We start from the raw sequence: 22,532 nt of genomic DNA on the forward strand, positions 1-22,532 counted from the left end.
ACGCGGCAACATGCTCGTTGCACAGGATCATCGTTTAAGCAGGTCAAGCCCATGAAATCGTTGTAACGGGCCTGAAATCAAAGCAACGGCGACGGCGCCGAGCGTTGCAATGGATGAGAAGTGAACGCTATGGTCTGGGATCACGGGACCACCACGACGGATCACCAGGGAGAACGCGATGCCGGGAGGCAGGCTCACCCAGCAGGAACGCCAGCAGATCGCGCTGGGGCTGGCCGACAGCCTCCCCTACGCCGAGATCGCCCGACGCCTCGACCGTCCGACCTCGACGATCACGCGTGAGGTGATGCGCAACGGCGGCCCCACCGCCTACCGCGCCGACCTGGCCCACCGCGCCACCGAACGCCGCGCTCACCGGCGCCGGCCCGCCTCCTCCCGCGGGTCGGAGTCGGTCCCCCAGCCACACGGACGCGACGCCGAGGCCGTGGCCGAGTACGAGGAGACGCTCACCACCGTCCTCATGGCTTCGGGCCTGCCCAAGATGACCGCCCGGGTGCTGACCTGCCTGTTCACCACCGACGCGGGCAGCCTCACCGCGTCCCAACTCGCCCAGCGCCTCCAGGTCAGCCCGGCGTCCATCTCCAAAGCGATCGCCTTTCTGGAGAGCCAGAGCCTCGTCCGGCGAGAACGCGACGAACGCCGCCGCGACCGCTACATCGTCGACGACGAACTCTTCTACCAGGCGACGATCGCCAGCGCGCGAGCCAACGACCAACTCGTCGAAACCGCACGCCAAGGCGTCGCCCTCCTCGGCCCCCACACCCCCGCCGCCACCCGCCTGGAGAACATCGCCCGCTTCCTCGACTTCATCAGCGAAAGCATCACCCGCGCCGCCGAACAGGCCCGCGAAGTCCTCCACACCAAACCCGAAACAAACCTCCAACCAGATCCAGACCAGGGATGACAGCAATCTCGATCGTCACAGCCGGCCCGATCGGCGGGGTGGGTCGCCGTCACCCACGAACGCCGGTCGGAGCATGTGGAAGGCTCACGTCATGAGCAATGCACTCGTGCTGGCCGGCGGCGGGGTGGCCGGCATCGCCTGGGAACTCGGCGTCCTGCGCGGCATCGCCGACGTCGATCCAGCGCTCGCCGAGCAGGTCCTCGCTGCCGATCTGATCGTGGGTACCTCCGCCGGTTCCTCCGTCGCCGCCCAGATCACCAGCGGTGTCCCGCTCGACGAGCTGTATGACGCTCAGCTGCGCCCCGAGACCGCCGAGATCGAGGTCGACGTCAACACCGACGAGCTCTTCGCCAAATACGGCGCAGCGCTGGCCGACGCGTCCGGCCTCGAGGACGCCCGCCGCCGGCTGGGTCAGCTCGCGCTGGCCGCGCAGACCGTGGAGCCGTCCGTACGGCTCGCCGCGATCGACGCCCGCCTCCCGGTCAAGTCGTGGCCCGACCGGGACATGCGGCTGCCCGCGGTCGATGCCGAGACCGGCGAGGCAGCAATCTTCACCCGTGAGTCCGGCGTCACCCTGATCGACGCCGTCGCCGCCAGCTGCGCGGTGCCCGGCGTCTGGCCGCCGGTCGGGATCGGCGACCGCCACTATGTGGACGGCGGAGTGCGGTCCATGACCAACGCCGACCTGGCCGCCGGTGCCGACCGGGTGCTGATCATCCAGCCCGTCCTCCGCGACGCACCGCAACCGTGGGGCGACCTCAACGCCGAAATCGCCGCGCTCGCCCCGGCCGCCGTCCACGTGATCAGCGCCGACCAGGCGTCCGTCGACGCGTTCGGCACCAACGCCCTGTCGCCCGCGACCCGGGCGGCGTCCGCCCGTGCGGGCCGGGCGGTGGGCGCGGCACACGCGGCCGCCGTCGCCGAGCGGTGGGGATGACCCACCGCCGCTACCGGCGCTGACCTCGGCGGAGCCGGTGGATGGTCCTGGCCGGGTTAGCGCCGGTTGAGCCACGGCGCGCGCCGCGCGCAGGGCGAGGTGTGATCCACCGGCAGCGCACACCGCCCGCCGCCGGGCAGCGGCCGGTCGCAGAACACCCAATGGCGTACGCACTGCTGGTCCTCGGCCGACACGGTCACCCCGCCCGGCTCGACCCAGGCGCTGAGCTGGGCCAACACCCGGGCCGCGGTGCGGGCGAAGATCCGGGCCCGGTGCAGGTCGGGCGCGGTCACCGGCAGGTGGATCACCCAGCGGTCCGTCATCGGTAGTGGCGGTTCGCGGCCTGGGCGCTCTGCCACGCGCGCAGGGCATTCTTGATCCGTACGTTCTCCTCCTGCACCGCGGCCAGGGCGGTCTGCGCGACGGCCAGTTCGTCGGCCACCCGGTGCAGGAAGGTGCGGATCTCGACCGGGTCGAGACCCTTCCGGCGGACGTTGAAGTGCCGCTCGCGGATCTGCCATGGCCGCAGCGGAAGCCGCCCGCGGGTTTCTTGCAGGGGTTGTCTCTCCTCGCGTCGGCCCGCCAGCCGGCGGATCAGGTTGCGCACGGGTGATCGCCCTTCGTCGGATCGTGCCTTCATCGACCGTGCCGAAGTGGAGGGGCGGTCTCCGCCGCTTGCGACCGGCGGAGACCGTCCCACCCGCCGCCTTCTTTCGGGTACGGCGGCAGGGCCGCGCCGGGGAAGCGCGGAGGGGTGAGGTCTCGACGGCGATGCGAGACCGGTACGAGAGGCGCCAACCGACCGCAGCGGCACCGCATCACCAGGAGTGACGCTATTGCCACCGAGTCACCTATGTCAAGCATGTCTCTGAGTCAGCGAGTCACCTATGTCACCCGTGCTACGTGCGTTGCCTGCGGCGGAACGGTTGGTCGATACTGGGCGGGCCAACCGACTGCAAGGGGCCTGACGTGCCTATTCCGCCCACGATGGACGAGTTGCTCGATGATCTCGTGAGCAAGATCAAGAACGGGACGTATCCGCCCGGCTCTCAGCTTCCGTCTGGGCGGGCGCTGGCGGACGCGTATGACGTCTCGCAATCCACGATCAGCCGGGCGGTGGCGAGGCTGCGGGAGCAGGGCGTGCTGGTCGGGCGCCCGGGTCGCGGCGTCTTCGTCGCGGAGCCCCAACGACGCTGATGGGCGCGAGTCGCCCCTTCGGACTCCTGCCAGGTCGGCAGTACCTGTCGTGTTACTGACAGGGGCAATGCCGGGAGTTCACTAAGGTGCCTCGGTGATCGTCACTTCACGTTTAGCGGCTGCCGCACTGGCATCGATGACCCTTGTAGGCTGCTGGACCTCCAGCGACAGGCCGCCGTTGGCAAGTTCGACCGAGTCGCCGAGCCCTTCCGTATCCTCCTCGCCTAGCCCCATTACGCGACCGCCGGTGTCGGCGCCCGCAGCGACGAGCTCTGCTCCCTCGCCAGCGGGTCCTCTGCGTCTTGGTCAAACGTCCGACTTAGGGCTCGTCAAGTTCACGGTGGAGGCGTACCGCGAGGGCTCGTCAAATGATCGAGCCGTCGACATCGAAGCGTCGGAGAAATGGGCCTCGGTCGATGTGCGTTTCTGTAACACGTCGGCTGAGCCGATTGAGGTGGATGACGACTACTGGACTCTGCAGTCGGCCGGGAGCACTGAGTACGAGAAGGCGAACTTCCAGGACTTTGCCATGCCACAGCAGCCGGTGTATGGCGGCAGAGTCGTGCAGCCTTCGAAGTGCACGCGAGGCTGGATCTCGTTCGTCGTGCAACGCGCCGACCCTCCTGTGCTCGCTGTCTACAACAACGAAATGGAGCGAGTGGAGTGGAGGCTCAAGCGCTGACGACCTGCACGGCCACCGCGGACGTCTGCCGACCGCATTGCTCGCCATCCCTGCCTCGCGCTTGCACGGCACCTCGATCAAATAGACGGTTAACATGTGAGGCCCCTCTGTCAACCTCAGACAGGCCCGGGTAGGCGATGACCGGGTCCGGGTCCACCGCGCCGAAGGTGACCCCGTACGAGACGTACACGTCGTAGGAGCCGTTGCGCGCGGACGGATGATGACCGACTGGGCGGTGTCGACGCCGGCGGTGGACTTCGCGACCACCTCCCCGCCCCGGTGCCGGGCCCGTCGCTGCGGACTGTGCCCGTCCGGTACGAGGTCGGCCCGTCCGGCGCGACGGTCACCGCGCCCGGATCGGCCGCCTGCGCGGCCTGCGGCAGCGCTCCGACGGTTGTCGGTAGCCTGCGTCGCCATGGGCAGGTACACGTCCGTACGGGGATGGGTCGAGCTGCGGCACGACCAGCGGGCCGTCGCGGAGGACGTCATCCGGCGCAACCCACACGACCTGTACTCGGGCGGGTGGGCCTTCCCCGCGAAGCCGTTCAACTGGTCGCTCTACCTGTTCTACGGCGGCGACGTGCGGTCTTACGAGGTGCCGTGGCTGCGCGCGCAGGTCGAGGAGCTGGCCGCGCTGCCGCCGGACGAGGACGGCGATCGGCCGAGCGGGCTTTTCATCCTGACGGACGAGGAGAGTGGTGCCGAAGCGTGGCAAGTCCGCGACGGCAGGGTCGCGGTCGCCCCGGCGCCGGAGTACGCGTGGCTCGCCGAATAGCTGTCACGCAGGTGCCGAGACCGGCAGGGAGCCGATCGGGACCTGCGTGACAGATGGGTATCAAACGCTCTTATTGGAAGAGCCTGCCGGGCCTCTTGGAGCGGCCCCGCTTGGTGATTATGGAGTCCCTGCGCCTTCGGCGCACCATGATCGTGTTTGCCTTCCGCTTCAACCCCTTGAGGATTCTGTCCCTCATCGCGTTCCTCGCTTCTCGCGTACGTCAGATCGGCCATGGCGATTCCGCGCCGGGAGTCTGCGGCGCGGGGGTCTACGGCCCTGCCGCAGCTCGCGTACCCGATGAGCCAGCAGTCATTCAGCGCTCGGCCGCGCCGCCCCGTCGACTCAGCCCGCTTGACGGAAGTAGCTGGCTCTGGAGCCGTCACCTCGTGTTTGTCGCCGAGTTGGGCGAAGCGCCGACGGCTGAGTCGTTTACGACATCAAGTCTGTAGCGAGCACGAGGGACAGGTGGTTCCCGGCGCGATCGGCCCCGAGGGCGCTGCCGGCGGCCTCGATCGCCATGCAACCTTTTGCCAACCCCGCTCCGACAACAAGGCGACCAGAGACAACCGGCCAGACGGGTTGAAGAAGGGAGCAGGATGCGGCCCGACCTCGAACGGGAGTACGTCGAGTACGTGACGGCGCGCTTGCCTCGCCTGCATCGCACGGCGTACTTGCTCTGCGCCGACGCGTATCAGGCGGACGACATCGTCCAGGCGACACTCACGACGCTCTACGTGAATTGGAAGCAGGCCGTCGGCGCGGACAACCTCGACGGGTACGTGCACCGGATCATGGTTCGGCGCCACCTGGACGAACGGCGGCGCAGCTGGTCGAAGGTGCTGCTCGGGGATCGCGTCCCGGAGCTGTCCGCACCCGCCGAACACGGTGTCGAGGAGCGCGACGCGCTGGTGACGGCACTGCGGTCGCTGCCCAAGGGCCAGCGGGCCGTCCTGGTGCTGCGCTTCTTTGGTGACCTGTCGGTCGAGGCGACCGCGGAAGCCATCGGATGTTCGGTGGGCAACGTCAAGAGCCAGTGCTCGCGGGGCCTTGCCAGCCTGCGTGAGGCGCTGGGGGCACGGCAGCTGGTTACGACCGCACAAGGAGCGAGGACCCAATCATGAACGAGGAACAGGAACTGCGGGACCGGCTGGCAGCAGTCGACGTGCCACCCAGCCGCATCGAGATGGATACGCTGGTCCGCGCCGGGCGCCGGCGAGTCTTCCGCCGCCGCTCGGTACAAGCGGCCGGGGGCGTGGCGCTGGCCACCGCCATGCTGTTGGCGGTTCCGTCCATCTTGACCCGGGCCGTGGCGCAGCCGGCGATCGAGGCGGGTGCGGGCCGGGCAAGCGCCCCGGCGGCGTCGACCGCCGTTGCCAGCCCGGCCGGCCCGTGCCAGATGACGGAACTGCCGGTGCCATCCGGGATGACGGATGTATCGGTCGCCGCGGTGGATCCGACCGGCCGGTACCTCGTCGGGAACAGCGTCGTCGGGCAGGACTTCCGGCCGATCCTGTGGACCGACGGGCAGCCGCAGGCATTGCCGGTGCAGGCCAAGTCGGTCCAGGTGACCGCCGTCAACGCCAGCGGGGTCGTGGTCGGCCTCGTGGAGGACCCACAGCAGGAGTACGTCTTCCGCTACGAGAACGGCGCGTACACGAGGCTGCGTACACCTGCCGGGAACTGGCACCCCTACCCGACCCCGGCGATCAACGCGGCCGGTGACGTCATCATCAACGTGGAACCGCGCGGCAACTCGGGCGGCAAGGACAGCATCGTCCTGCTCTGGAAGGCGGGCTCGACGACCGCGGTCAAGCTGCCGCTTCCCGACGGGGCCAACGCCCACGACATCACCGACGACGGCACGATCATCGGCGCGACGTACAAGGAGGGCCGCGCCGTCGCAGCGTACGCCTGGGACCAGCAGGGCCACGGCCGGAAGCTGAAGTTGCCGACCGGCCAGACCGGCGCCGCCTACGCGGCAGAGGGTGACTGGGCGACGGGCGGTCTGTGGCCGTCCATGTCCGCCGCCCGGTGGAATCTCCGGACCGGAGAGGTGACCACGCTGGGGACGCAGCGGTCAGGCGTGGCCAGATCGGGGACGCAGGGACCGGGAACGGCGGTCAACTCCTCCGGCTGGGTCGTCGCCGGTGGTTCCGTGCTGCGTGACGGTGCCGCCGTCGAGCTTGCCGTGCCCAACGGGCAGACCAGCAACGCGACGGCCGTGTCCGACACCGGGCTGGTCGTGGGGCAGGCGCTGACCGGTGATGGCCGAGACCGCAAGAACCTCGGGCCGCGGGTGTGGCGCTGCTGACCCGACGCTGAGTCGCGTGCGGCCGGTGGCGGGCAACCGTCACCGGCCGCCGCTGATCGACGCCGGTTGCGGGACTGTCAGTCGAAGGAAGGCAGCGACGGACCCAGGACGTCGTCGGCGTCCACGATGGTGTACGCGTACCCCTGCTCGGCAAGGAAGCGCTGGCGGTGGGCGGCGTACTCGGTGTCGATGGTGTCCCGGGAGACCACCGTGTAGAAATGCGCCTGCCGGCCGTCGGCCTTCGGCCGCAGCACCCGGCCGAGCCGCTGCGCCTCCTCCTGCCGGGAGCCGAACGTGCCGGACACCTGGATCGCCACCGCCGCCTCGGGCAGGTCGATGGAGAAGTTGCCGACCTTCGAGATGACCAGCGTGCGCACCTCGCCGGAGCGGAACGCGTCGAAGAGCCGCTCGCGCTCCTTGTTGGTGGTCGAGCCCTGCACGATCGGCGCGTCCAGGTATTCCCCGAGCTGGTGGAGCTGGTCGATGTAGCCGCCGATGACCAGGACCTGCTCGTTCGGGTGCCGGTCGACCAGCGCCTTCACCACCGGCAGCTTCGTGCGGGCCGTCGCCGCCATCCGGTAGCGCTCCTCGGCCTCCGCCGTCGCGTACGCCATCCGCTCGGCGTCGGTCAGGGTCACCCGTACCTCGGTGCACTCGGCCGGGGCGATCCAGCCCTGCGCCTCGATGTCCTTCCACGGCGCGTCGTACCGCTTGGGGCCGATCAGGCTGAACACGTCGCCCTCGCGGCCGTCCTCGCGGACCAGCGTCGCGGTCAGCCCCAGCCGGCGGCGGGCCTGGAGGTCCGCGGTGAACCGGAAGATCGGCGCGGGCAGCAGGTGCACCTCGTCGTAGACGACCAGGCCCCAGTCGCGGGCGCCGAACAGGTCCAGGTGGGTGAACGCGCCCTTCTTGCGCGAGGTGAGCACCTGGTACGTGGCGATGGTGACCGGGCGGATCTCCTTACGCTCGCCCGAATATTCGCCGATCTCTTCCTCCGTCAGCGAGGTGCGGGCGATCAGCTCCCGCTTCCACTGCCGGCCAGCGACCGTGTTGGTCACCAGGATCAGCGTGGTCGCCTTCGCCTCGGCCATCGCCGCCGCCCCGACCAGCGTCTTGCCGGCGCCGCAGGGAAGCACCACCACGCCGGACCCGCCGGCCCAGAACGCCTCCACGGCCTCCCGCTGGTACGACCGCAGCGTCCACGGCTTCACGCCGTCCTTGCCGGCCTCGGCCAGCTCGATCGGGTGCGCCTCGCCGTCCACGTATCCGGCCAGGTCCTCGGCCGGCCAGCCGAGCTTGAGCAGCGCCTGCTTGAGCCGGCCCCGCTCGGACGGGTGCACCGCGATCGTGTCGTCGTCGAGCTTCGCGCCGAGCATCCCGGCGAGCTTCTTGCTCTTGGCGACCTCGATCAGCACCACCCGGTCCAGCGCGCGCAGCACCAGGCCGTGCGCCGGGTCGTTGACGAGCTGGAGCCGGCCGTACCGGTCCATGGTCTCGGCCACGTCGACCAGCAGCGCGTGCGGCACCGGGTAGCGGGAGTACTTGATCAGGGAGTCCACCACGCCCTCGGCGTCGTGGCCGGCGGCCCGGGCGTTCCACAGGCCCAGCGGGGTGAGCCGGTAGGTGTGCACGTGCTCGGGAGAGCGCTCCAACTCGGCGAAGGGCGCGATGGCCATCCGGCACGCCTGCGCGTCGGGGTGGTCGATCTCCAGCAGCAGGGTCTTGTCCGACTGCACGATCAGTGGTCCACCGCTCACCCCAGCGTCCTTTCGTTTGCCGGATTCTCCTCGCCCGCACGGCGCTGACCTGCCGAAGGCGGACCATCCAGTGTTGCACGTCCGGAGGTGTCCGAAAAAAGTCACGCCGAGAAGGCAACGGGACATCCGTCTCGTACGTCTAGGAAGGGAACGCCTGTCCAGGGGAGGGCCCATGAAGCGTTTCCGGTTCGCTGCCCGGGTCGTCAGCCTGGCGGCGGTCGTGCTGGTCGGCGTCGGTGCGTGCGCGCTCGATCCGCAGGGCGACGACGGATCCGGGGCCGCCGCTCCGGCACCCGTCGCCGTGACGGAACGGGCATCGGGGGCGAGCGCGACGCCCACGCCCGACCAGCGGACGTCGTCCCCGTCGACGTCGCCGAGCCAGGCGGCCAGTCCGAAACCGACCCGGTCGACGAAGCCGAAGCCGAGCACCACGCCGAAGCCGGCCTGCCCGCAGGGCGAGCGGCAGCGCGAGGTGGAGACGTACCTGGCCAGGCTGGGCGGATTCGGGACGGTGACCGTGGACGGGCAGCAGTCCGCCGCCGACTGCGCCGCGATCAAGAAGTTCCAGCGCCGGTACGGGATCAGCCCCGCGGCCGGGCGCGCCGGAGGCACCACGTACGACGTGGCACGCCGCCTGGCCACCACCGACGTGAGCCGCTGCCACGCCGGCTCCGGCCTCACCTTCTGCGTCGACCTGACCCGGCAGACCGTCTGGGCGATGAAGGGCGGCAAGGTGGTGATGGGTCCGACGGTCACCCGCACCGGCATGAGCGGGTACGCCACCCCGAGCGGCACCTACCGCGTCGCCAACCGGAACCTGAAGGAGTGGTCCAACCCGTACGAGGTGTGGCTGCCCTACTGGCAGCGGTTCAACGGCGGCATCGGCTTCCACGAGACCACCACGTACCTGCACAACGGTTCCATCGGTTCGCACGGCTGCGTGAACCTGCTGCACCAGGACGCGGTGCGGCTCTGGGAGCTGGGCTCGGTCGGCACCCGGGCGGTCGTCTTCGGCCGCCGCCCCGGCACCTGAGCGTCTTCCGCCCGTACCCCTGAGCACCCCGGGTTGACTGGGGGGTTTATCCCCTGTTCGGCGGGCCTTTCCGGTGCCACCCTGGAGGCGGGTCCGGACGGGGCGGGAGGGGCTGACGATGACGATCGATCACGAGGTGCTCCCCGAGGATGACCGGGCGCCGGGAGTCGAGGTCTCCCCGGTGGCCCTGGTCGGGTACGCGGCCGCCGCCGTCGGCATCGTCGGCTGGTTCTTCTTCGGTCTGCTGGTGCAGCGGCAGGGTTTCGTCGACTCGGTCGGCGAGTCGGCCGGTGCGGCGTTCGGCCTGCTGCTGGCGGTGTCGGTGATCGGCACGATCCGCCACAACGGGCGTTGAGCCGGCCGGGCCGGGATCGCCCCGGGCCCGGCCCCGGAGCCGGTCAGTCCTCCAGCACCGCCGCGGTGATCCGGTGCAGCGCGAAGGTGTGCAGCATCTCCGTGCGCTCGTCCTCGGCCCGCAGGTAGCCCGCGCCGATCGACACCGGCCGGACCAGCCGGGACGCGGTCGCCCCGTGCGCGTCGACGTAGCCGACCCAGACCAGCGCCTTATCGCGGACCGCCTGCTGCAGCACGGCCAGCGCGTCGCTGTGGGTGTGCGCGGGCGCCGGACCGGTACGCGCCGCGCCGCCCCGGACCACCGCCGGCGCGCGCCGGGCCGCCCGCGCCGCCGCCTCACCCCGCCGGATCTGCTCCACCACCCCGAGCAGCCGGGGCATGGGCAGCCGGGGCGCCGCCAGCGGGTCCAGCCCCCGGGGGGCGACCGGCACCCGGGCCGGCGCCCGCCGGGTCTTCGGCCGGGCCAGCACCGTCGCGCCGCTGGCGTCCTCCGGCACCGGCGCGTACCCGGCGTCGCGCAGCGCGGTCAGCATCCGCCCCACCTGGTACGGGGTGGCGAGCACGGTCGGAGCCAGCCGGCGGAACGCCAGCGCCTCCAGCCGCTTGTCGGCCAGCACCTCGGTGAGCAGCGCCTCGTCGTCGCTGCGCACGTACCCGCCGGCCGAGCCGACCCGCAGCCCGCCGTGCTTGCGCGCCACGTCGTCCACCAGGTAGGTCAGGCCCTGCGGCACCGGGGTACGCGACCGGCGGCGGAACAGCGCGTGCAGGTCGTCGGCGGAGTAGCCGGCGTCCAGGGCCCGCCGGACGCTGGCCGTGGTGACCCGGTGCACGCTGGCCCCACCGGCCGACTCGTGCTCGGCCACCACGTCCAGCTCGCCGGCGAGCGTCGGGTCGGGCGGGCCGGGCACCACCACGGTCAGGTCGGCCTGCACGAGGAAGTGGTCGACCGGGGCGGGGAGCAGCGCGTCCAGCGCGCGTACGGCGGTGGACGGCTCGCCCGACTCGGCGTCGGAGAGCAGCCCGAGCGGGTCGTCCGCCCGCTCGTCGGCCTCGGTCACGTCGGCCAGCAGCAGCCGCCCGTACGAGGTGAGCGCGTTGAGCCCGGTCACCCCGAGCTGGGCCGCCTCGGCCAGCACCTCCCGGTGCGCGGCCTCCCGGCCCCGGGCCCGCCGGGGCGCCCGCCAGTCGAGCAGCTCCAGCACCTCGTCGGGGGTCGGGGCGGTCGCCGGGGCCAGGTCGGCCAGGATGGCGAGCACCGCGTGCCGGGCGGCCGGTGCGCCGGCTCGCTCCGCCTCGGCGGAGAGCACCGAGATCGGCCGGTCCCGGTCGTCCCGCTGGCCGACCAGGCCCACCTGGCGCGTCATCGTCAGCCACGCCCGGGCCAACTGCTCCCAGCGCTCGGCCAGGGAGCTGGCCCGCCACACCTCGTACCCGCCGGTCGGCAGGATCTGCTGGTCGCCGCCGTACCGGGTGGTGGCGGCCCCGGTCAGGTCCAGCTCACCGACCAGCCCGGCCGCGTACGCCACCTCGAAGAGCAGGGCGGTGGTCGAATCGTCCAGCCCGAGCCCGCGGGCGAGCCGGCGCAGGTCGCGGACACCGACGCCGCCGGAGCGCAGCACCGGGGCCGGTTCGGCGGCCAGGCTCTCCAGCAGCGCCTCGGTCTGGCGTACCACCTCCATGGTCTGCCCGGCCCCGGCGGAGTCCACCGCCTTCGCCTCCCGGGGCGGGGTCGCCACCACGGGCGGGCTGGTCCGCAGGGGGCCGAGCGGGCCGCTGTCCCGGCGCAGCAGCAGCCCCACCTCGCGGGGCAGCTCGACGGTGCCACCGCCCTTGACGGCCGACATCCGCACGAGCAGCCGGTGCTCGACCAGCCAGCGGATCGGGGAGCCGGTCGGCGCGCCGCCGTTGACCAGGTCCGGCGGGAGCGCGTCCTCGGTGCCGGTGGCGGGGGCCTCCAGCGCGCCCGGGGGCACGGTGCCGACCGGCGGGCCGGCGGCGAGCCGGTCCAGGATCGCCCGGGCCGACGGCGGCGCGGCCAGCAGCGTTCGTCGCAGCTTCGCCGGATCGGTGCACACGGCCGCCGCCCGCGGGTCCAGCTCCGCCGCCGGTCGGCCCAGCCCCGCCGGGTACGGGGACACCTCGTCGACGCCGCCCACCAGGTGCAGGTCGTGCTCGGGGCCGTAGAGCAGGAAGAGCGCGCGCAGCCGGTCCAGTGCGCTCCGGACGGCGGTCGGGGCGGGCGGGTGCGGGCCGGTGGTGGCCAGCGCCAGGATGGCGTCGGTGCTGGTGCCGCCCTCCTCCGGGTGCCGGGTGAGCCGGGCGGCGTCCAGGATCTGCAGGGTGAACTGGTCCAGCCCGTCGAGGGCCCGGGCCACCGAGACCCGCGACTGGGCGCGGATGGCGAGGGCGGAGACGTCGGCCGGCACCGGCACGACGAGGTCCGGCCGCAGCCGGAGGAGGGCGGCCAGGGACTCGTCGGAGAGCGTCCGCAGGTGGTCGGCGAGTGAGGTGGTCATCGTCGTTCCACGCTAGCCCGGCCGGGGGGCCTCCCGCCCCTCGGACGTCCGGCTGGAGTCGAGGTCGGGGACAGGTAGGTTCGCGGCATGGCTCCGCTGATGGTCGGCTTCGACCTCGACATGACCCTGGTCGACTCGCGCCCCGGCATCGCCGCCGCGTACCGGGCGTTGACCGCGCTGACCGGCGTGCCCGTGGACGCGGAGCTGGCGGTGTCCCGGCTCGGCCCGCCGCTGCGTACGGAGATCGCCCACTGGTTCCCGCCGGAACGGGTGGAGGAGGCGGTGGTCGCGTACCGCGAGCTCTACCCGGCGTACGCGATCACGCCGACGCTGCCGATGCCCGGCGCGGAGGCCGCGATCGACACGGTGCACGCGCGCGGCGGCCGGGTGATGGTGGTGACCTCGAAGATCGGCCGGCTGGCGAAGCTGCACCTGGACCACCTCGGGCTGGCGGTCGACGAGCTGGCCGGGGACCTGTTCGCCGAGCAGAAGGCGACCGCGCTGCGGGAGCACGGCACCACCCTCTACGTCGGGGATCATGTCGCGGACATGGCGGCCGCGAAAGCCGCGGGAATCCCAGGCGTGGGAGTGGCGACCGGGCCCTGCTCGCCGGACGAACTGCGGGACGCGGGTGCCCATGTGGTGCTGGATGATCTCACCGGATTCCCGGCGGCGCTGGACCGGATCATCCGGCTAGCCTTGAAGGGGTAGTTGTCTCGAGCGAAGCAGGGGTTGTCAGGTGCCGACGGGTCGAGTGAAGTGGTATGACGCGGCCAAGGGATACGGGTTCGTCACCAGCGACGAGGGTGGCGACGTGTTCCTGCCCAAGGGCGCGCTACCGGCCGGTGTCACCGACCTGAAGGGCGGCCAGCGGGTCGATTTCAGCGTGGTCGACAGCCGCCGGGGCGCCCAGGCGATGGGAGTCAAGCTGCTGGAGGCGCCGCCGTCGGTGGCGGAGCTGCGCCGCCGGCCGGCCGAGGAGCTGCACGGCCTGGTCGAGGACATGATCAAGGTGCTGGAGGCGAAGGTCCAGCCGGATCTGCGCCGGGGCCGCTTCCCGGACCGGAAGACCGCGCAGAAGATCGCTCAGTTGGTCCACGCGGTGGCGCGCGAGCTGGAGGTCTGAGGGACGAGCCCGGCGTCGGTGGCCCGGCCCAGCAGCGCCTCGACGGCGGCGAAGCCGGCCTCTCCCAGGTCGGCGGTGAACTCGTTGACGTAGAGGGCGATGTGCCGGTCCACCACGTCGGGCTCTATCTCCTGGGCGTGGGAGAGGACGTACTCCCGGCTGGCCTCCGGGTCGGCCCACGCCTGGCGGACCGACTCCCGGATCCAGGCGGCGGCCTCGACGGGGTCGACGGTGCCCTTGCGGGCCAGGATCGCGCCGAGCGGGATCGGCAGGCCCGTGTCGCCCTCCCACCACTCGCCGAGGTCGACCAGGGCGGTCAGGCCGTGCCGGGGGTACGTGAAGCGGGCCTCGTGGATCACCAGGCCGGCGTCGTACCGGCCGGCGGCGACGCCCGGCATGATCTCGTGGAACGGCACCACCTCGATCCGCGCCGGCGGCCGCTCCGCCGACCAGAGCCGGAACAGCAGGTACGCCGTGGTCCGCTCGCCGGGCACCGCGACCGTCGCGCCGGTGAGGTCGGCCCGGTCGCCGCGGGTGAGCACCAGCGGGCCGCAGCCCCGGCCGAGCGCGCCGCCGCAGGGCAGCAGGTGGTAGTCGTCGAGCAGCCAGGGCAGCGCCGCGTAGCTCACCTTCACCAGGTCGAACGCCCCGCGCTCGGCCGCCGTGTTGGTCACGTCCACGTCGGCGTAGGTCACTTCGACTGGCGGAGCGTCCGGCACCCGGCCGTGCACCAGGGCGTCGAAGACGAACGTGTCGTTGGGGCAGGGGGAGATCGCCAGGGAGAGCGCCACGCCCCCACCGTAACTCCGCGTCGCGCACCGCCCGCCACCCCGGTCCCGCCCCTGTGACGCCACCCGGTGGGCGACGAGGGCTGGGCGGTGGACCGGCAGGTCCTCGCCATGCCGCGCGGCCCTCGTCCCGCGGCCGCCCTCCTGCGCGATGACGGCCCTGACCCGGGTTTTCGTGCCGGCCGGGACAAGACTCGCTGCCTGCCCTGGATGTGGAGCCGTCCCTTCGCGCGACCGTGGCTTCGATCCGGGGGCGGCGGCGATGGCGGCCCGCTTGCCGCCCTCCAGGGCCGCCGACTCCGCCCCAGGGCTGGTGGGCGGACATCTCCTTCGCACGCTACGAACTTGATGACGTAAATGGATCGCGGCCGCTGCGGGTTTGCGGCGAGCCTCGGCGAATGCTGAATCGTTCACGTCATCAAGTTCGTAGCGGCCAGAACAAGCACTCATCCCCAGCCGCACGCGTTTTCCACAGCGTTGTCCACAGGTGGATACCGGCGGGTTGCGGTGCTGTCGAGGCGCGTTCGAGCATGGGCCAGTGACCGCTGCGGAGTCCCCGACGGAGCTGGGCGCGACCCTGCGGGCGTTGCGCCGGATGGCCGACCTCAGCCAGCGTGAGCTGGCCGGAAGGTCCGGGGTGCCGCAGGCGACGATCGCGCGGATCGAGTCGGGCAGGTCGCCCGATCCGGGCTTCCGCACCGTCGAGCGCCTCGTCGGGGCTGTGGCCGGCCGGATCACGATCTCGGCCCCGGCGGCGGACGGGATTCCCCCGGTTCCGCAGGAGGAGTTGCGCGACGCGGCCGGACGGCATCCTCCCGCCCACCTCGATGCCCGCGAGGTGCGCCAGCCGGTGCTTGACGCAGTGCTCGTCGCCCCGGCGTACCGTCTGCTGGGCATCGGGCGTCGGCTGGTCGACGCGCTCTCGGCCGAGCTGGACCGCGCCGGCGTCAGCTCCGTGAGCGCCCTCGCCGAGGGCGGCGGTAGCAGTAGTTTCCTGCTCCGGTGCGGGTTCGAGCTGGAGGCGAGCCGGCCCGCCGCGTTGCGGCTGGAGCGGCCGGTCAGCGTAGGGCGGCCGCCGCCGCGGTGAGGGCGGCGAACGCCTCCCGCATCCGCCAGGCACCGCGGTCGCGCGGGCCGATCGGGTTGGAGACCGTGCGCAGCTCGGCGAAGGGCAGGCCGGCCTGGGCGGCGGCCACGGCGACGCCGTACCCCTCCATGGCCTCGGCCACCGCGTCGGGGTGCCGGGCGGTGAGAGCCGTCGTGCTGGCGGCCGAGCCGGTCACCGTGCTGACCGTGAGCACCGCGCCGAGGGTGGCTTCCGGCAGGGCCGCACGCAGGGCATCCAGCAACGCCGGGTCGGCGGGTACGGTGCTGCCGACGCCGAGCAGCTCCGGCGCCATGCCCAGCTCCTCGATCGGGAGGAAGCCCTCCGGCGACTCGGCACCCAGGTCCGCCGCGACGCTCTGGGTCGCCAGCACGGTGCCGCCGACCGCCACCCGGTCGACGAAGCCGCCGGCGATGCCCGCGCTGACCACCGCCCGGTACGGCCGCCCGGCCGCCTCGGCGAGCGCCAGCAGCCGGGCGGTGGCGGCCCCGGCGGCGGCCGGGCCCACCCCGACCGGGGTGACCGTGACCGTCGGGTCGGCCAGCCCCGCCCGGATCGCCTCCGCCTCGGCGGGTACCGCGGTGACCACCAGCAGCCCACTCACGCTCCGCTCGCTCACGTGACCGGCCCCCGCGGCCCCTGCCGGTTCTCCTCCTCGGCCCCGCCCGGCCCGCCGACGGGAGAGGAGGAGGGGCGGTAGATGTGGAAGCCGGGCGGCGCGAGGCCGTCGTCGTTGCCCGGGGCGGGTGCGGCGGCGTGGACGGGGGCCGGCGAGGTGGGCGCGGAGTCAGCCAACTGCTGCGTCGGCTCGGTCTGCTCGGCGGCCAGTTCCTCGTCCCCGAGCGGCCGGCCGACCAGGCGTTCGTTGCGCAGCCGGCTGGCCACCAGCAGGCCGCGTGCGGCCACCAGCGTCGCGACGCAGGCGACGACCGCGATCCCGACCCGGCCGGTGAAGGGGACCAGCCCGAGCCCGCCCCCGGCCACGAAGGCCAGCATGAGCGCGGTCTCCGAGTGGGCGAAGGAGCTGGCCCGCAGCCGCTCCGGGATCCGCTCCTGGATCGACGCGTCGACCGCGAGCTTGGCGATCCCGCTCATCAGCGAGGCGACCAGGCAGAGCAGCGCCACCAGCGGCAGCGAGAACTTCAACGCGGCCAGCACCGCCACCCCGGCCACGATGATCATGCCGCTGGACTGGATCGCGGCCGGCCGGTGGATCCGCAGCCGGGTGCCGATCGCGGTGGCCAGGAAGGTGCCCACCGCCAGCGCGCCGCCGACCAGGCCCAGCGCGCCCTGCGCGCCCAGGTCCCGGCCGAAGAAGTCGGTGGTCAGGTCGCCGGCCTTGACGGCGAACGCCAGGAAGAGCAGCAGGAAGCCGTACACCCCGCGCAGCGCCGCCGCCCCGATCAGGGTGGCGATCACCAGGCGGCCGGCGGGGCGACCCCGGCCCAGCGGCCGTTCCCCGTCGCGGCGGCGCAGTGCCCGGAACGGTTGCGGCACCCGCTCCGGCGGCTCGGAGTCGGCCCGGGGCGGCAGGCGCAGCGCGATCACCATGCCGACCAGGAAGATGAGCGAGGCCACCCGGAGCGGCCACTGCGCCCCGAACCAGAACGTGGCCAACCCGAGCGGGGCGACCAGCCCGCCGGCCACCGTGCCGTAGACGCTCGCCCGGGCCCCCACCTGGGACAGCCCCAGCCCTTCCGGCAGCAGCCGGGGCACGGCCGCCGAGCGGGCCACCCCGTACGCCCGGGAGAGGGCGAGGACGCCGAACGCCGCCGGATAGAGCCCGAAACTGCCGAGGTAGTCGGAGATCAGCCAGGCGAGGAAGGCCCGGCCGAGCATGGTGGTCGCCAGGGCGTACCGGCGGCCGTGCCGGAAGTGGTCCAGCAGCGGCCCGACCACCGGGGCGAGCATGGCGAACGGCACCATGGTCACCAGCAGGTAGAGCGCGACCTTGTTCCGCGCCTCGCCGAGCGGCACGTCGAAGAAGATCGTCCCGGCCAGGCCGATGGCGATCAAGGTGTCCCCCGCGCAGGAGAGGGCGTGCAGGTCGAAGAGGCGGACCATGCCCACCTCGTTGCCGGCGCTGCGGGCCCGGGCCGAGCCGGCCCGCCGGGTCATCCACCGCCCGCTGCGCACGGAGCCGCGTAGCAGCAGGCGGGTGGCGCGGATGCCGGTGCCGACGGTCCGCCCGAGGACGGACCGGCCGGAGCGGGAGGACAGCGGCATGTCCCCCATCCTGACCCATCTGATCGACCCGTGCCGCACCACCTGGCGAGAACGACTCTGGGGAGTGCCTGTCAGTCGACCGTGGGCATGGGGAACAATGGGCAGGTGACCAGGCCCGCCTCCGCCCGCGCTCCCCGGCTCGACCAGGTCTGCGCCGCCGCCGTCGAGGTGGCCCGCGACGCGATCACCGAGGTGGACCCCGCCGACATCGGCGATCACCTCCAAGCCGTCGCCGAGGGCGACCGGCTCGTCACCCACTACTTCGAGTGCCGGCTGGCCGGATACCGCGGCTGGCGCTGGGCCGTCACGGTGACCCGGGTGCCGCGCAGCCGGCACGTCACGATCTGCGACACCGTCCTGCTGCCCGGCTCCGACGCGATGCTCGCCCCGGGTTGGGTGCCCTGGCAGGAGCGGCTCAAGCCGGGCGACCTGGGCCCCGGTGACCTGCTGCCCACCCCGCCGGACGACGAGCGCCTCGCCCCGGGCTACCTGCTCTCCGACGACCCGGCGGTCGAGGAGACCGCGTGGGAGCTGGGCCTGGGCCGGGCCCGGGTGCTGTCCCGGGAGGGCCGCTCGGAGGCCGCCCAGCGCTGGTACGAAGGCGACCACGGCCCGCACGCCGCGATCTCGGTGGCCGCACCGGCCGCCGCCCGCTGCGGCACCTGCGGCTTCTACCTGCCCCTCGCCGGCGCGCTGCGACAGTCATTCGGCGCCTGCGGCAACTTCTACGCGCCCGACGACGGCCGGGTGGTGACTGCCGACCACGGCTGCGGCGCGCACTCGGAGACGCTGGCCGAGACGGCCGAGACCCCGGTCGACGAGCTGCCCACGGTCTACGACGACAGCGCGGTCGAGGCGGTGTCGGTCAGCCGGGCCCCCGGCTCGGTGGAGGCGGCCGAGCCGGCGGAGCCGTACGGCCACCCCTGACCGGTCGGCCTGAGGGAGGGCCGGGTCAGCCCCGACGGGCTGCGGCCTCGCGGCGGCGGCGCCGGTTGGCGTCGTGCCGCATCATCACGGCGAGACCGGGAAAGCCCCACAGGAAACCGGCCAGGCAGGTCCAGAGCCAGTTCTGGTGCCCGTGCTCGGTGAGCCAACCGCGGAAGAAGACCAGCAGCACCAGGCCGACCACCGCCCAGACGATCAGCCCGGCGACGGCGAACGGCACCATCGGGGGGTCGAGCGGCTCGGGCCGCGGCGGTTGCTCCTGAGGCACGGGCACAGCGTACGCGATCATCCTGTCCTGCCCGCCGGTGATCTGGGACGATGCGCACCGCCGGTCGACACCTGCGAGGACCTGATGGCCATATCGCCACCGGACAACGCCACGCCCCGCGAGCCGGCCGGCCCGCGCACCGCGTTCGACCGCTTCTTCGAGATCACCGCCCGCGGCTCCACCCCGGGTCGGGAAGTACGCGGTGGCCTGGCCACCTTCTTCACGATGGCGTACATCGTGGTGCTCAACCCGCTGATCCTGGGCAGCGCCGTTGACGGCGACGGTCGCAAGCTCGTCATCCCTGCGCTCGCCGCGGCGACCGCGCTGGTGGCCGGCCTGATGACCATCCTGATGGGCGTGGTGGCCCGGTTCCCGCTGGCGCTGGCCGCCGGGCTGGGCGTGAACGCGCTGGTGGCGTTCGAGATCGCGCCGCAGATGAGCTGGGCCGACGCGATGGGGCTGGTGGTGATCGAGGGAGTGCTCATCGGCATCCTCGTGCTCACCGGGCTGCGTACCGCGGTGTTCCGCTCGGTGCCGACCCAGCTGAAGACCGCCATCGGCGTCGGCATCGGCCTCTACCTGACCATCATCGGTTTCGTCGACGCCGGTTTCGTGCGGCGGGTGCCGGACGTGGCGAACACGACCGTGCCGGTCGGCCTGGGCATCGGGGGCAAGCTGGTCAGCTGGCCGACGCTGGTCTTCGTGCTCGGCCTGCTGCTGACGCTGGTGCTGGTGGTGCGTCGGGTACGCGGTGCGATCCTGATCGGCATTCTGTTCTCCACGGTGCTCGCGATCATCGTGGAGGCGGTCGGCCACATCGGCCCGAACCTGGTCAACGGCCGGCCCAATCCGAAGGGCTGGGCGTTGAACGTGCCGACCCTGCCGGCGAAGATCGTGGACGTCCCGAATCTCTCCCTGCTGGGCCGGTTCGACGTGCTGGACTCCTGGAGCCGGGTCGGCTGGCTGGTCCCGCTGATGTTCGTCTTCACCCTGCTGATCACGGACTTCTTCGACACGATGGGCACGATGGTCGCGATCGGCCAGGAGGGCGGCATGCTGGACGAGCGTGGCGCCCCGCCCCGGGCCCGGGAGATCCTGCTGGTCGACTCGATCGCCGCGGCGGCCGGTGGTGCGGCGAGCGTCTCCAGCAACACGTCGTACCTGGAGAGCGCGGCGGGGGTCGCGGAGGGTGCCCGGACCGGGGTGGCCAACCTGGTCACCGGCGGCCTCTTCCTGCTGGCCATGTTCGTGGCGCCGCTGTCCGAGGTGGTGCCCTTCGAGGCCGCCTCGCCCGCGCTGGTGGTGGTCGGTTTCCTGATGATGACCGCGGTGCGGACTATCGACTGGGCGGACTACGACGTGGCCGTCCCGGCGTTCCTCACCATCGTGCTGATGCCGTTCACCTACTCCATCTCCAACGGCATCGGTGCCGGGGTGATCACCTACGTGGTGATCAAACTGGCCCGGGGCAAGGCCGCAGAGATCCACCCCCTGTTGTACGCCGTCGCGTTGTTGTTCATCCTGTACTTCCTGCGCGGGCCGATCGAGTCCGTGGTGTCTTGACGCGGGGAAAAGTCGATCTTCTGGTGAGCCTGGTCATATTGCATGTCGTTAGCCAGGCTCATTAGTTAAGCTAACTAGTGTGACGGAGTGGACGGTGACGGCGAAACGCGTGCCACCGGCGCAGCTGGCCCCTCAGCTGCGTGATGCGATCACCCGACTCAACCGGCGGGTCCGGCAGGCCCGCCCGGTCGGCGATCTGACTCTCAGTCAGATCTCGGCGCTCACCAGCCTCAACCTGGCGGGTGCCCTGACTCCGCGGGAGTTGGCCGACATCGAGCGGGTGCAGCCGCCCACGATGACCAAGACCATCGCGAAGCTGGAGGAGCGCGGCCTCGTGCAGCGCACCCCCCACCCGACCGACGGCCGCCAGGTCATCCTCGCGGCGACCGAGGGAGGACGGGCCGTGCTCGAGCAGTTCGAGCGGGCCCGCAACGAGTGGCTGGCCAACCGGCTGGCCGAGCTCACCGAGGAGGAACGCGACACGCTGGGGCGTGCCGCCGACATCCTCCAGGGGATCGCTCGCGCCTGAGCCGACCGCGTCGTGCGGTCCGCTTCGTCCGCCGTGGATGAGGCGTACCCGACGACGCGAGGAGGCGCACCTAGCGTGCAGGCCAAGCTCAGCACGATGTTCCAGTCCCTACGAGTCCGCAACTACCGACTCTTCGCCACCGGACAGCTGATCAAGTTGATCGGCGTCTGGATGATGTACATCGCCCAGGACTGGCTCGTCCTTGAGCTCACCGGCAACTCGGCCACCGCGCTGGGCGTGGTCACCGCGCTCCAGTTCACCCCCGTCCTGCTGCTGACCCTGTTCTCCGGCCGGCTCGCCGACCGGTACGACAAGCGGATGCTGCTGTTCATCGCCAACGTGTTCTGGACAGTGCTGGCGCTGGCGATGAGCCTGCTGGTGGTCACCGGGCTGGTTGAGCTCTGGCACGTCTATGTGTTCGCCGCCCTGCTCGGCGTGTTCAACGCGGTGGAGACCCCGGTCCGGCAGGCGTTCGTCTCCGAGCTGGTCGGCATGCCGCTGCTGCCGAACGCGCTCTCGCTCAACGCGGCCACCTTCAACTCCGCCCGGATCCTCGGCCCGGCCATTGCCGGCCTGGCCATCGCCGCGTTCGGCGTCGGCCCGGTCTTCCTGATCACCGCGTTCAGCTCGATCGCCCCGCTGGTCAACGTGGTGCGGATGCGTACCAGCGAGCTGTACCGCAAGGACCTGCCGCCGGCCGGCCAGCGCGACCAGGCCCGGGTGGTGGACGGCCTGCGGTACGTCGCGCGCCGCCCGGACATCCTGCTGCCGATGGCGCTCATGTCGGTGACCGGGATGACGCTGTTCAACTTCCAGCTCACCCTCGCCGCGCTGGCCAAGACCGTGTTCAACACCGGTGCCGCCTCGTTCGGCCTGTTCACCACCGCTCTCGCGGTCGGCGCGCTGATCGGTGCCCTGGCCGGCACCGGGCGGCGCAGCCGCCCCACGGTGTGGCTGGTGCTGGGCGCGGCAGTCGGCTGCGCCACCTTCGGCACGCTGGTCGGGCTCTCCACGTCGTACTGGTTGGTCGTGGCGCTGCTGCTGCCCACCGGGTTCTTCATGGTCTTCTTCGCCCAGGCCGCGAACCAGCGGGTCCAGCTCGGCGTGGACGCCGCCTTCCGGGGTCGGGTCATGGCGCTCTGGGTGCTCGTCTTCCTCGGCACCAACCCGGTCGGCGCGCCGATCATCGGTTGGGTGGCCGAGACGTATGGCGCCGGGGCGAGCATCTGGATCGGTGGTCTGATCTCGCTGGCCGCCGCGATCCTCGCGCTCACCTGGCAGCTGCGCCGCTCCGGCGCCCGGCTGCGGATGCGGGTGCTGCCGATGCCCCGCTTCTACGTGGTTTCGCCCCGCGCCGAGTGAGGTGCACGGAAGGGTCCCCTGTTGACGCCTGATGCGTAGCAGGGGGCCCGGTTGACGCTGGGCCGGGTGAGAAAAGCGGGCCGCTGGCTTATCCATTCCAGCCGGATCTCGGCAAACGGGTGGCGGGGCGCCACGA

Annotated in this window: 24 protein-coding genes; 16 read left to right on the forward strand and 8 right to left on the reverse strand. The window is 72.1% G+C overall.

The window, feature by feature from the left end:
• Positions 1-178: 178 nt before the first annotated feature.
• The gene (locus ACY34I_RS05500) at positions 179-922 is read left to right on the forward strand and encodes a helix-turn-helix domain-containing protein (protein ID WP_462753067.1); all 744 of its coding nucleotides are present in this window, start codon (positions 179-181) and stop codon (positions 920-922) included.
• Between the two features lie 91 nt (positions 923-1,013).
• On the forward strand, positions 1,014-1,859 hold the full coding sequence (locus tag ACY34I_RS05505; protein WP_462753069.1) for a patatin-like phospholipase family protein: 846 nt from the start codon (positions 1,014-1,016) through the stop codon (positions 1,857-1,859).
• Between the two features lie 56 nt (positions 1,860-1,915).
• On the opposite strand, the gene ACY34I_RS05510 is transcribed toward ACY34I_RS05505, so the two are convergent.
• Entirely contained in the window at positions 1,916-2,182 is a 267-nt protein-coding gene (locus ACY34I_RS05510; RefSeq protein WP_462753071.1) for a hypothetical protein, read from the reverse strand.
• Positions 2,179-2,466, reverse strand: coding sequence for a hypothetical protein (locus ACY34I_RS05515; RefSeq protein WP_462753073.1), 288 nt, complete (start codon positions 2,464-2,466; stop codon positions 2,179-2,181). Before ACY34I_RS05515 ends, ACY34I_RS05510 begins: the two co-directional genes overlap by 4 nt.
• 380 nt (positions 2,467-2,846) lie before the next feature.
• Between ACY34I_RS05515 and ACY34I_RS05520 the strand changes: the two genes are divergently transcribed.
• The 5 genes from ACY34I_RS05520 to ACY34I_RS05540 all read left to right on the forward strand — a co-directional run bounded on the left by ACY34I_RS05520 (position 2,847) and on the right by ACY34I_RS05540 (position 6,824).
• Positions 2,847-3,056, forward strand: coding sequence for a GntR family transcriptional regulator (locus ACY34I_RS05520; RefSeq protein ID WP_462753444.1), 210 nt, complete (start codon positions 2,847-2,849; stop codon positions 3,054-3,056).
• A 136-nt stretch (positions 3,057-3,192) separates the two neighbouring features.
• Positions 3,193-3,738 (forward strand): DUF4352 domain-containing protein, encoded by a 546-nt coding sequence (locus tag ACY34I_RS05525; protein ID WP_462753446.1) that lies wholly within the window; start codon positions 3,193-3,195, stop codon positions 3,736-3,738.
• 415 nt (positions 3,739-4,153) lie between these two features.
• Positions 4,154-4,513, forward strand: a complete 360-nt coding sequence (locus tag ACY34I_RS05530; RefSeq protein WP_462753075.1) for a hypothetical protein — start codon at positions 4,154-4,156, stop codon at positions 4,511-4,513.
• Positions 4,514-5,109: 596 nt separating this feature from the next.
• Positions 5,110-5,634 (forward strand): SigE family RNA polymerase sigma factor, encoded by a 525-nt coding sequence (locus ACY34I_RS05535; RefSeq protein WP_462753077.1) that lies wholly within the window; start codon positions 5,110-5,112, stop codon positions 5,632-5,634.
• Positions 5,631-6,824: a hypothetical protein gene (locus ACY34I_RS05540; protein ID WP_462753079.1), complete on the forward strand. Its 1,194-nt coding sequence runs from the start codon at positions 5,631-5,633 to the stop codon at positions 6,822-6,824. The genes ACY34I_RS05535 and ACY34I_RS05540 overlap by 4 nt, the downstream gene beginning before the upstream one ends.
• Positions 6,825-6,901: 77 nt before the next feature.
• Here ACY34I_RS05540 and ACY34I_RS05545 read toward each other — a convergent pair whose 3' ends face one another.
• Positions 6,902-8,581 (reverse strand): DNA repair helicase XPB, encoded by a 1,680-nt coding sequence (locus tag ACY34I_RS05545; protein ID WP_148797768.1) that lies wholly within the window; start codon positions 8,579-8,581, stop codon positions 6,902-6,904.
• A gap of 172 nt (positions 8,582-8,753) precedes the next feature.
• Here ACY34I_RS05545 and ACY34I_RS05550 point away from each other — a divergent pair, with 172 nt between their 5' ends.
• Positions 8,754-9,614, forward strand: coding sequence for a L,D-transpeptidase family protein (locus tag ACY34I_RS05550; protein WP_462753081.1), 861 nt, complete (start codon positions 8,754-8,756; stop codon positions 9,612-9,614).
• A 118-nt stretch (positions 9,615-9,732) separates the two neighbouring features.
• Entirely contained in the window at positions 9,733-9,969 is a 237-nt protein-coding gene (locus ACY34I_RS05555) for a hypothetical protein (RefSeq protein ID WP_462753083.1), read from the forward strand.
• Positions 9,970-10,012: 43 nt separating this feature from the next.
• Here the strand turns inward: ACY34I_RS05555 and ACY34I_RS05560 are convergent, their stop codons facing one another.
• Positions 10,013-12,484 (reverse strand): helicase-associated domain-containing protein, encoded by a 2,472-nt coding sequence (locus tag ACY34I_RS05560; protein WP_462753085.1) that lies wholly within the window; start codon positions 12,482-12,484, stop codon positions 10,013-10,015.
• Positions 12,485-12,571: 87 nt separating this feature from the next.
• On the opposite strand from ACY34I_RS05560, the gene ACY34I_RS05565 reads away from it, so the two are divergent.
• Positions 12,572-13,195, forward strand: coding sequence for an HAD family hydrolase (locus tag ACY34I_RS05565; protein ID WP_462753087.1), 624 nt, complete (start codon positions 12,572-12,574; stop codon positions 13,193-13,195).
• A gap of 28 nt (positions 13,196-13,223) precedes the next feature.
• Positions 13,224-13,610, forward strand: a complete 387-nt coding sequence (locus ACY34I_RS05570) for a cold-shock protein (protein ID WP_088997128.1) — start codon at positions 13,224-13,226, stop codon at positions 13,608-13,610.
• On the opposite strand, the gene ACY34I_RS05575 is transcribed toward ACY34I_RS05570, so the two are convergent.
• Positions 13,571-14,401 (reverse strand): 1,4-dihydroxy-6-naphthoate synthase, encoded by an 831-nt coding sequence (locus ACY34I_RS05575; RefSeq protein WP_462753090.1) that lies wholly within the window; start codon positions 14,399-14,401, stop codon positions 13,571-13,573. The genes ACY34I_RS05570 and ACY34I_RS05575 overlap by 40 nt on opposite strands.
• Positions 14,402-14,936: 535 nt before the next feature.
• Between ACY34I_RS05575 and ACY34I_RS05580 the strand changes: the two genes are divergently transcribed.
• Entirely contained in the window at positions 14,937-15,485 is a 549-nt protein-coding gene (locus ACY34I_RS05580) for a helix-turn-helix domain-containing protein (RefSeq protein ID WP_462753092.1), read from the forward strand.
• On the opposite strand, the gene ACY34I_RS05585 is transcribed toward ACY34I_RS05580, so the two are convergent.
• Positions 15,457-16,107 (reverse strand): futalosine hydrolase, encoded by a 651-nt coding sequence (locus ACY34I_RS05585; RefSeq protein WP_462753094.1) that lies wholly within the window; start codon positions 16,105-16,107, stop codon positions 15,457-15,459. The two genes, ACY34I_RS05580 and ACY34I_RS05585, sit on opposite strands and share 29 nt — an antisense overlap.
• 11 nt (positions 16,108-16,118) lie before the next feature.
• Positions 16,119-17,729 (reverse strand): MFS transporter, encoded by a 1,611-nt coding sequence (locus ACY34I_RS05590; RefSeq protein ID WP_462753096.1) that lies wholly within the window; start codon positions 17,727-17,729, stop codon positions 16,119-16,121.
• Positions 17,730-17,816: 87 nt separating this feature from the next.
• Between ACY34I_RS05590 and ACY34I_RS05595 the strand changes: the two genes are divergently transcribed.
• Entirely contained in the window at positions 17,817-18,656 is an 840-nt protein-coding gene (locus ACY34I_RS05595; protein ID WP_462753098.1) for a DUF3027 domain-containing protein, read from the forward strand.
• Between the two features lie 25 nt (positions 18,657-18,681).
• Here ACY34I_RS05595 and ACY34I_RS05600 read toward each other — a convergent pair whose 3' ends face one another.
• The gene (locus ACY34I_RS05600) at positions 18,682-18,942 is read right to left on the reverse strand and encodes a DUF2530 domain-containing protein (protein WP_462753100.1); all 261 of its coding nucleotides are present in this window, start codon (positions 18,940-18,942) and stop codon (positions 18,682-18,684) included.
• Positions 18,943-19,026: 84 nt separating this feature from the next.
• On the opposite strand from ACY34I_RS05600, the gene ACY34I_RS05605 reads away from it, so the two are divergent.
• The 3 genes from ACY34I_RS05605 to ACY34I_RS05615 all read left to right on the forward strand — a co-directional run bounded on the left by ACY34I_RS05605 (position 19,027) and on the right by ACY34I_RS05615 (position 22,396).
• Positions 19,027-20,505, forward strand: a complete 1,479-nt coding sequence (locus ACY34I_RS05605; RefSeq protein ID WP_462753102.1) for an NCS2 family permease — start codon at positions 19,027-19,029, stop codon at positions 20,503-20,505.
• A gap of 79 nt (positions 20,506-20,584) precedes the next feature.
• Positions 20,585-21,034, forward strand: coding sequence for a MarR family winged helix-turn-helix transcriptional regulator (locus ACY34I_RS05610; RefSeq protein WP_462753104.1), 450 nt, complete (start codon positions 20,585-20,587; stop codon positions 21,032-21,034).
• Between the two features lie 75 nt (positions 21,035-21,109).
• Entirely contained in the window at positions 21,110-22,396 is a 1,287-nt protein-coding gene (locus tag ACY34I_RS05615; protein WP_462753106.1) for an MFS transporter, read from the forward strand.
• Positions 22,397-22,532: the final 136 nt, after the last annotated feature.

Source organism: Micromonospora sp. RTBAU3-60 (assembly GCF_054963695.1).

What these genes read in the sequence shown, in the direction of transcription:
- ACY34I_RS05500 (WP_462753067.1), top strand. Translation starts at nt 179, where the DNA reads ATGCCGGGAGGCAGGCTCACCCAGCAGGAACGCCAGCAGATCGCGCTG.
- ACY34I_RS05505 (WP_462753069.1), top strand. Translation starts at nt 1,014, where the DNA reads ATGAGCAATGCACTCGTGCTGGCCGGCGGCGGGGTGGCCGGCATCGCC.
- ACY34I_RS05510 (WP_462753071.1), bottom strand. Translation starts at nt 2,182, where the DNA reads ATGACGGACCGCTGGGTGATCCACCTGCCGGTGACCGCGCCCGACCTG.
- ACY34I_RS05520 (WP_462753444.1), top strand. Translation starts at nt 2,847, where the DNA reads ATGGACGAGTTGCTCGATGATCTCGTGAGCAAGATCAAGAACGGGACG.
- ACY34I_RS05525 (WP_462753446.1), top strand. Translation starts at nt 3,193, where the DNA reads ATGACCCTTGTAGGCTGCTGGACCTCCAGCGACAGGCCGCCGTTGGCA.
- ACY34I_RS05530 (WP_462753075.1), top strand. Translation starts at nt 4,154, where the DNA reads ATGGGCAGGTACACGTCCGTACGGGGATGGGTCGAGCTGCGGCACGAC.
- ACY34I_RS05535 (WP_462753077.1), top strand. Translation starts at nt 5,110, where the DNA reads ATGCGGCCCGACCTCGAACGGGAGTACGTCGAGTACGTGACGGCGCGC.
- ACY34I_RS05540 (WP_462753079.1), top strand. Translation starts at nt 5,631, where the DNA reads ATGAACGAGGAACAGGAACTGCGGGACCGGCTGGCAGCAGTCGACGTG.
- ACY34I_RS05550 (WP_462753081.1), top strand. Translation starts at nt 8,754, where the DNA reads ATGAAGCGTTTCCGGTTCGCTGCCCGGGTCGTCAGCCTGGCGGCGGTC.
- ACY34I_RS05555 (WP_462753083.1), top strand. Translation starts at nt 9,733, where the DNA reads ATGACGATCGATCACGAGGTGCTCCCCGAGGATGACCGGGCGCCGGGA.
- ACY34I_RS05560 (WP_462753085.1), bottom strand. Translation starts at nt 12,484, where the DNA reads ATGACCACCTCACTCGCCGACCACCTGCGGACGCTCTCCGACGAGTCC.
- ACY34I_RS05565 (WP_462753087.1), top strand. Translation starts at nt 12,572, where the DNA reads ATGGCTCCGCTGATGGTCGGCTTCGACCTCGACATGACCCTGGTCGAC.
- ACY34I_RS05590 (WP_462753096.1), bottom strand. Translation starts at nt 17,729, where the DNA reads ATGCCGCTGTCCTCCCGCTCCGGCCGGTCCGTCCTCGGGCGGACCGTC.
- ACY34I_RS05595 (WP_462753098.1), top strand. Translation starts at nt 17,817, where the DNA reads ATGGGGAACAATGGGCAGGTGACCAGGCCCGCCTCCGCCCGCGCTCCC.
- ACY34I_RS05605 (WP_462753102.1), top strand. Translation starts at nt 19,027, where the DNA reads ATGGCCATATCGCCACCGGACAACGCCACGCCCCGCGAGCCGGCCGGC.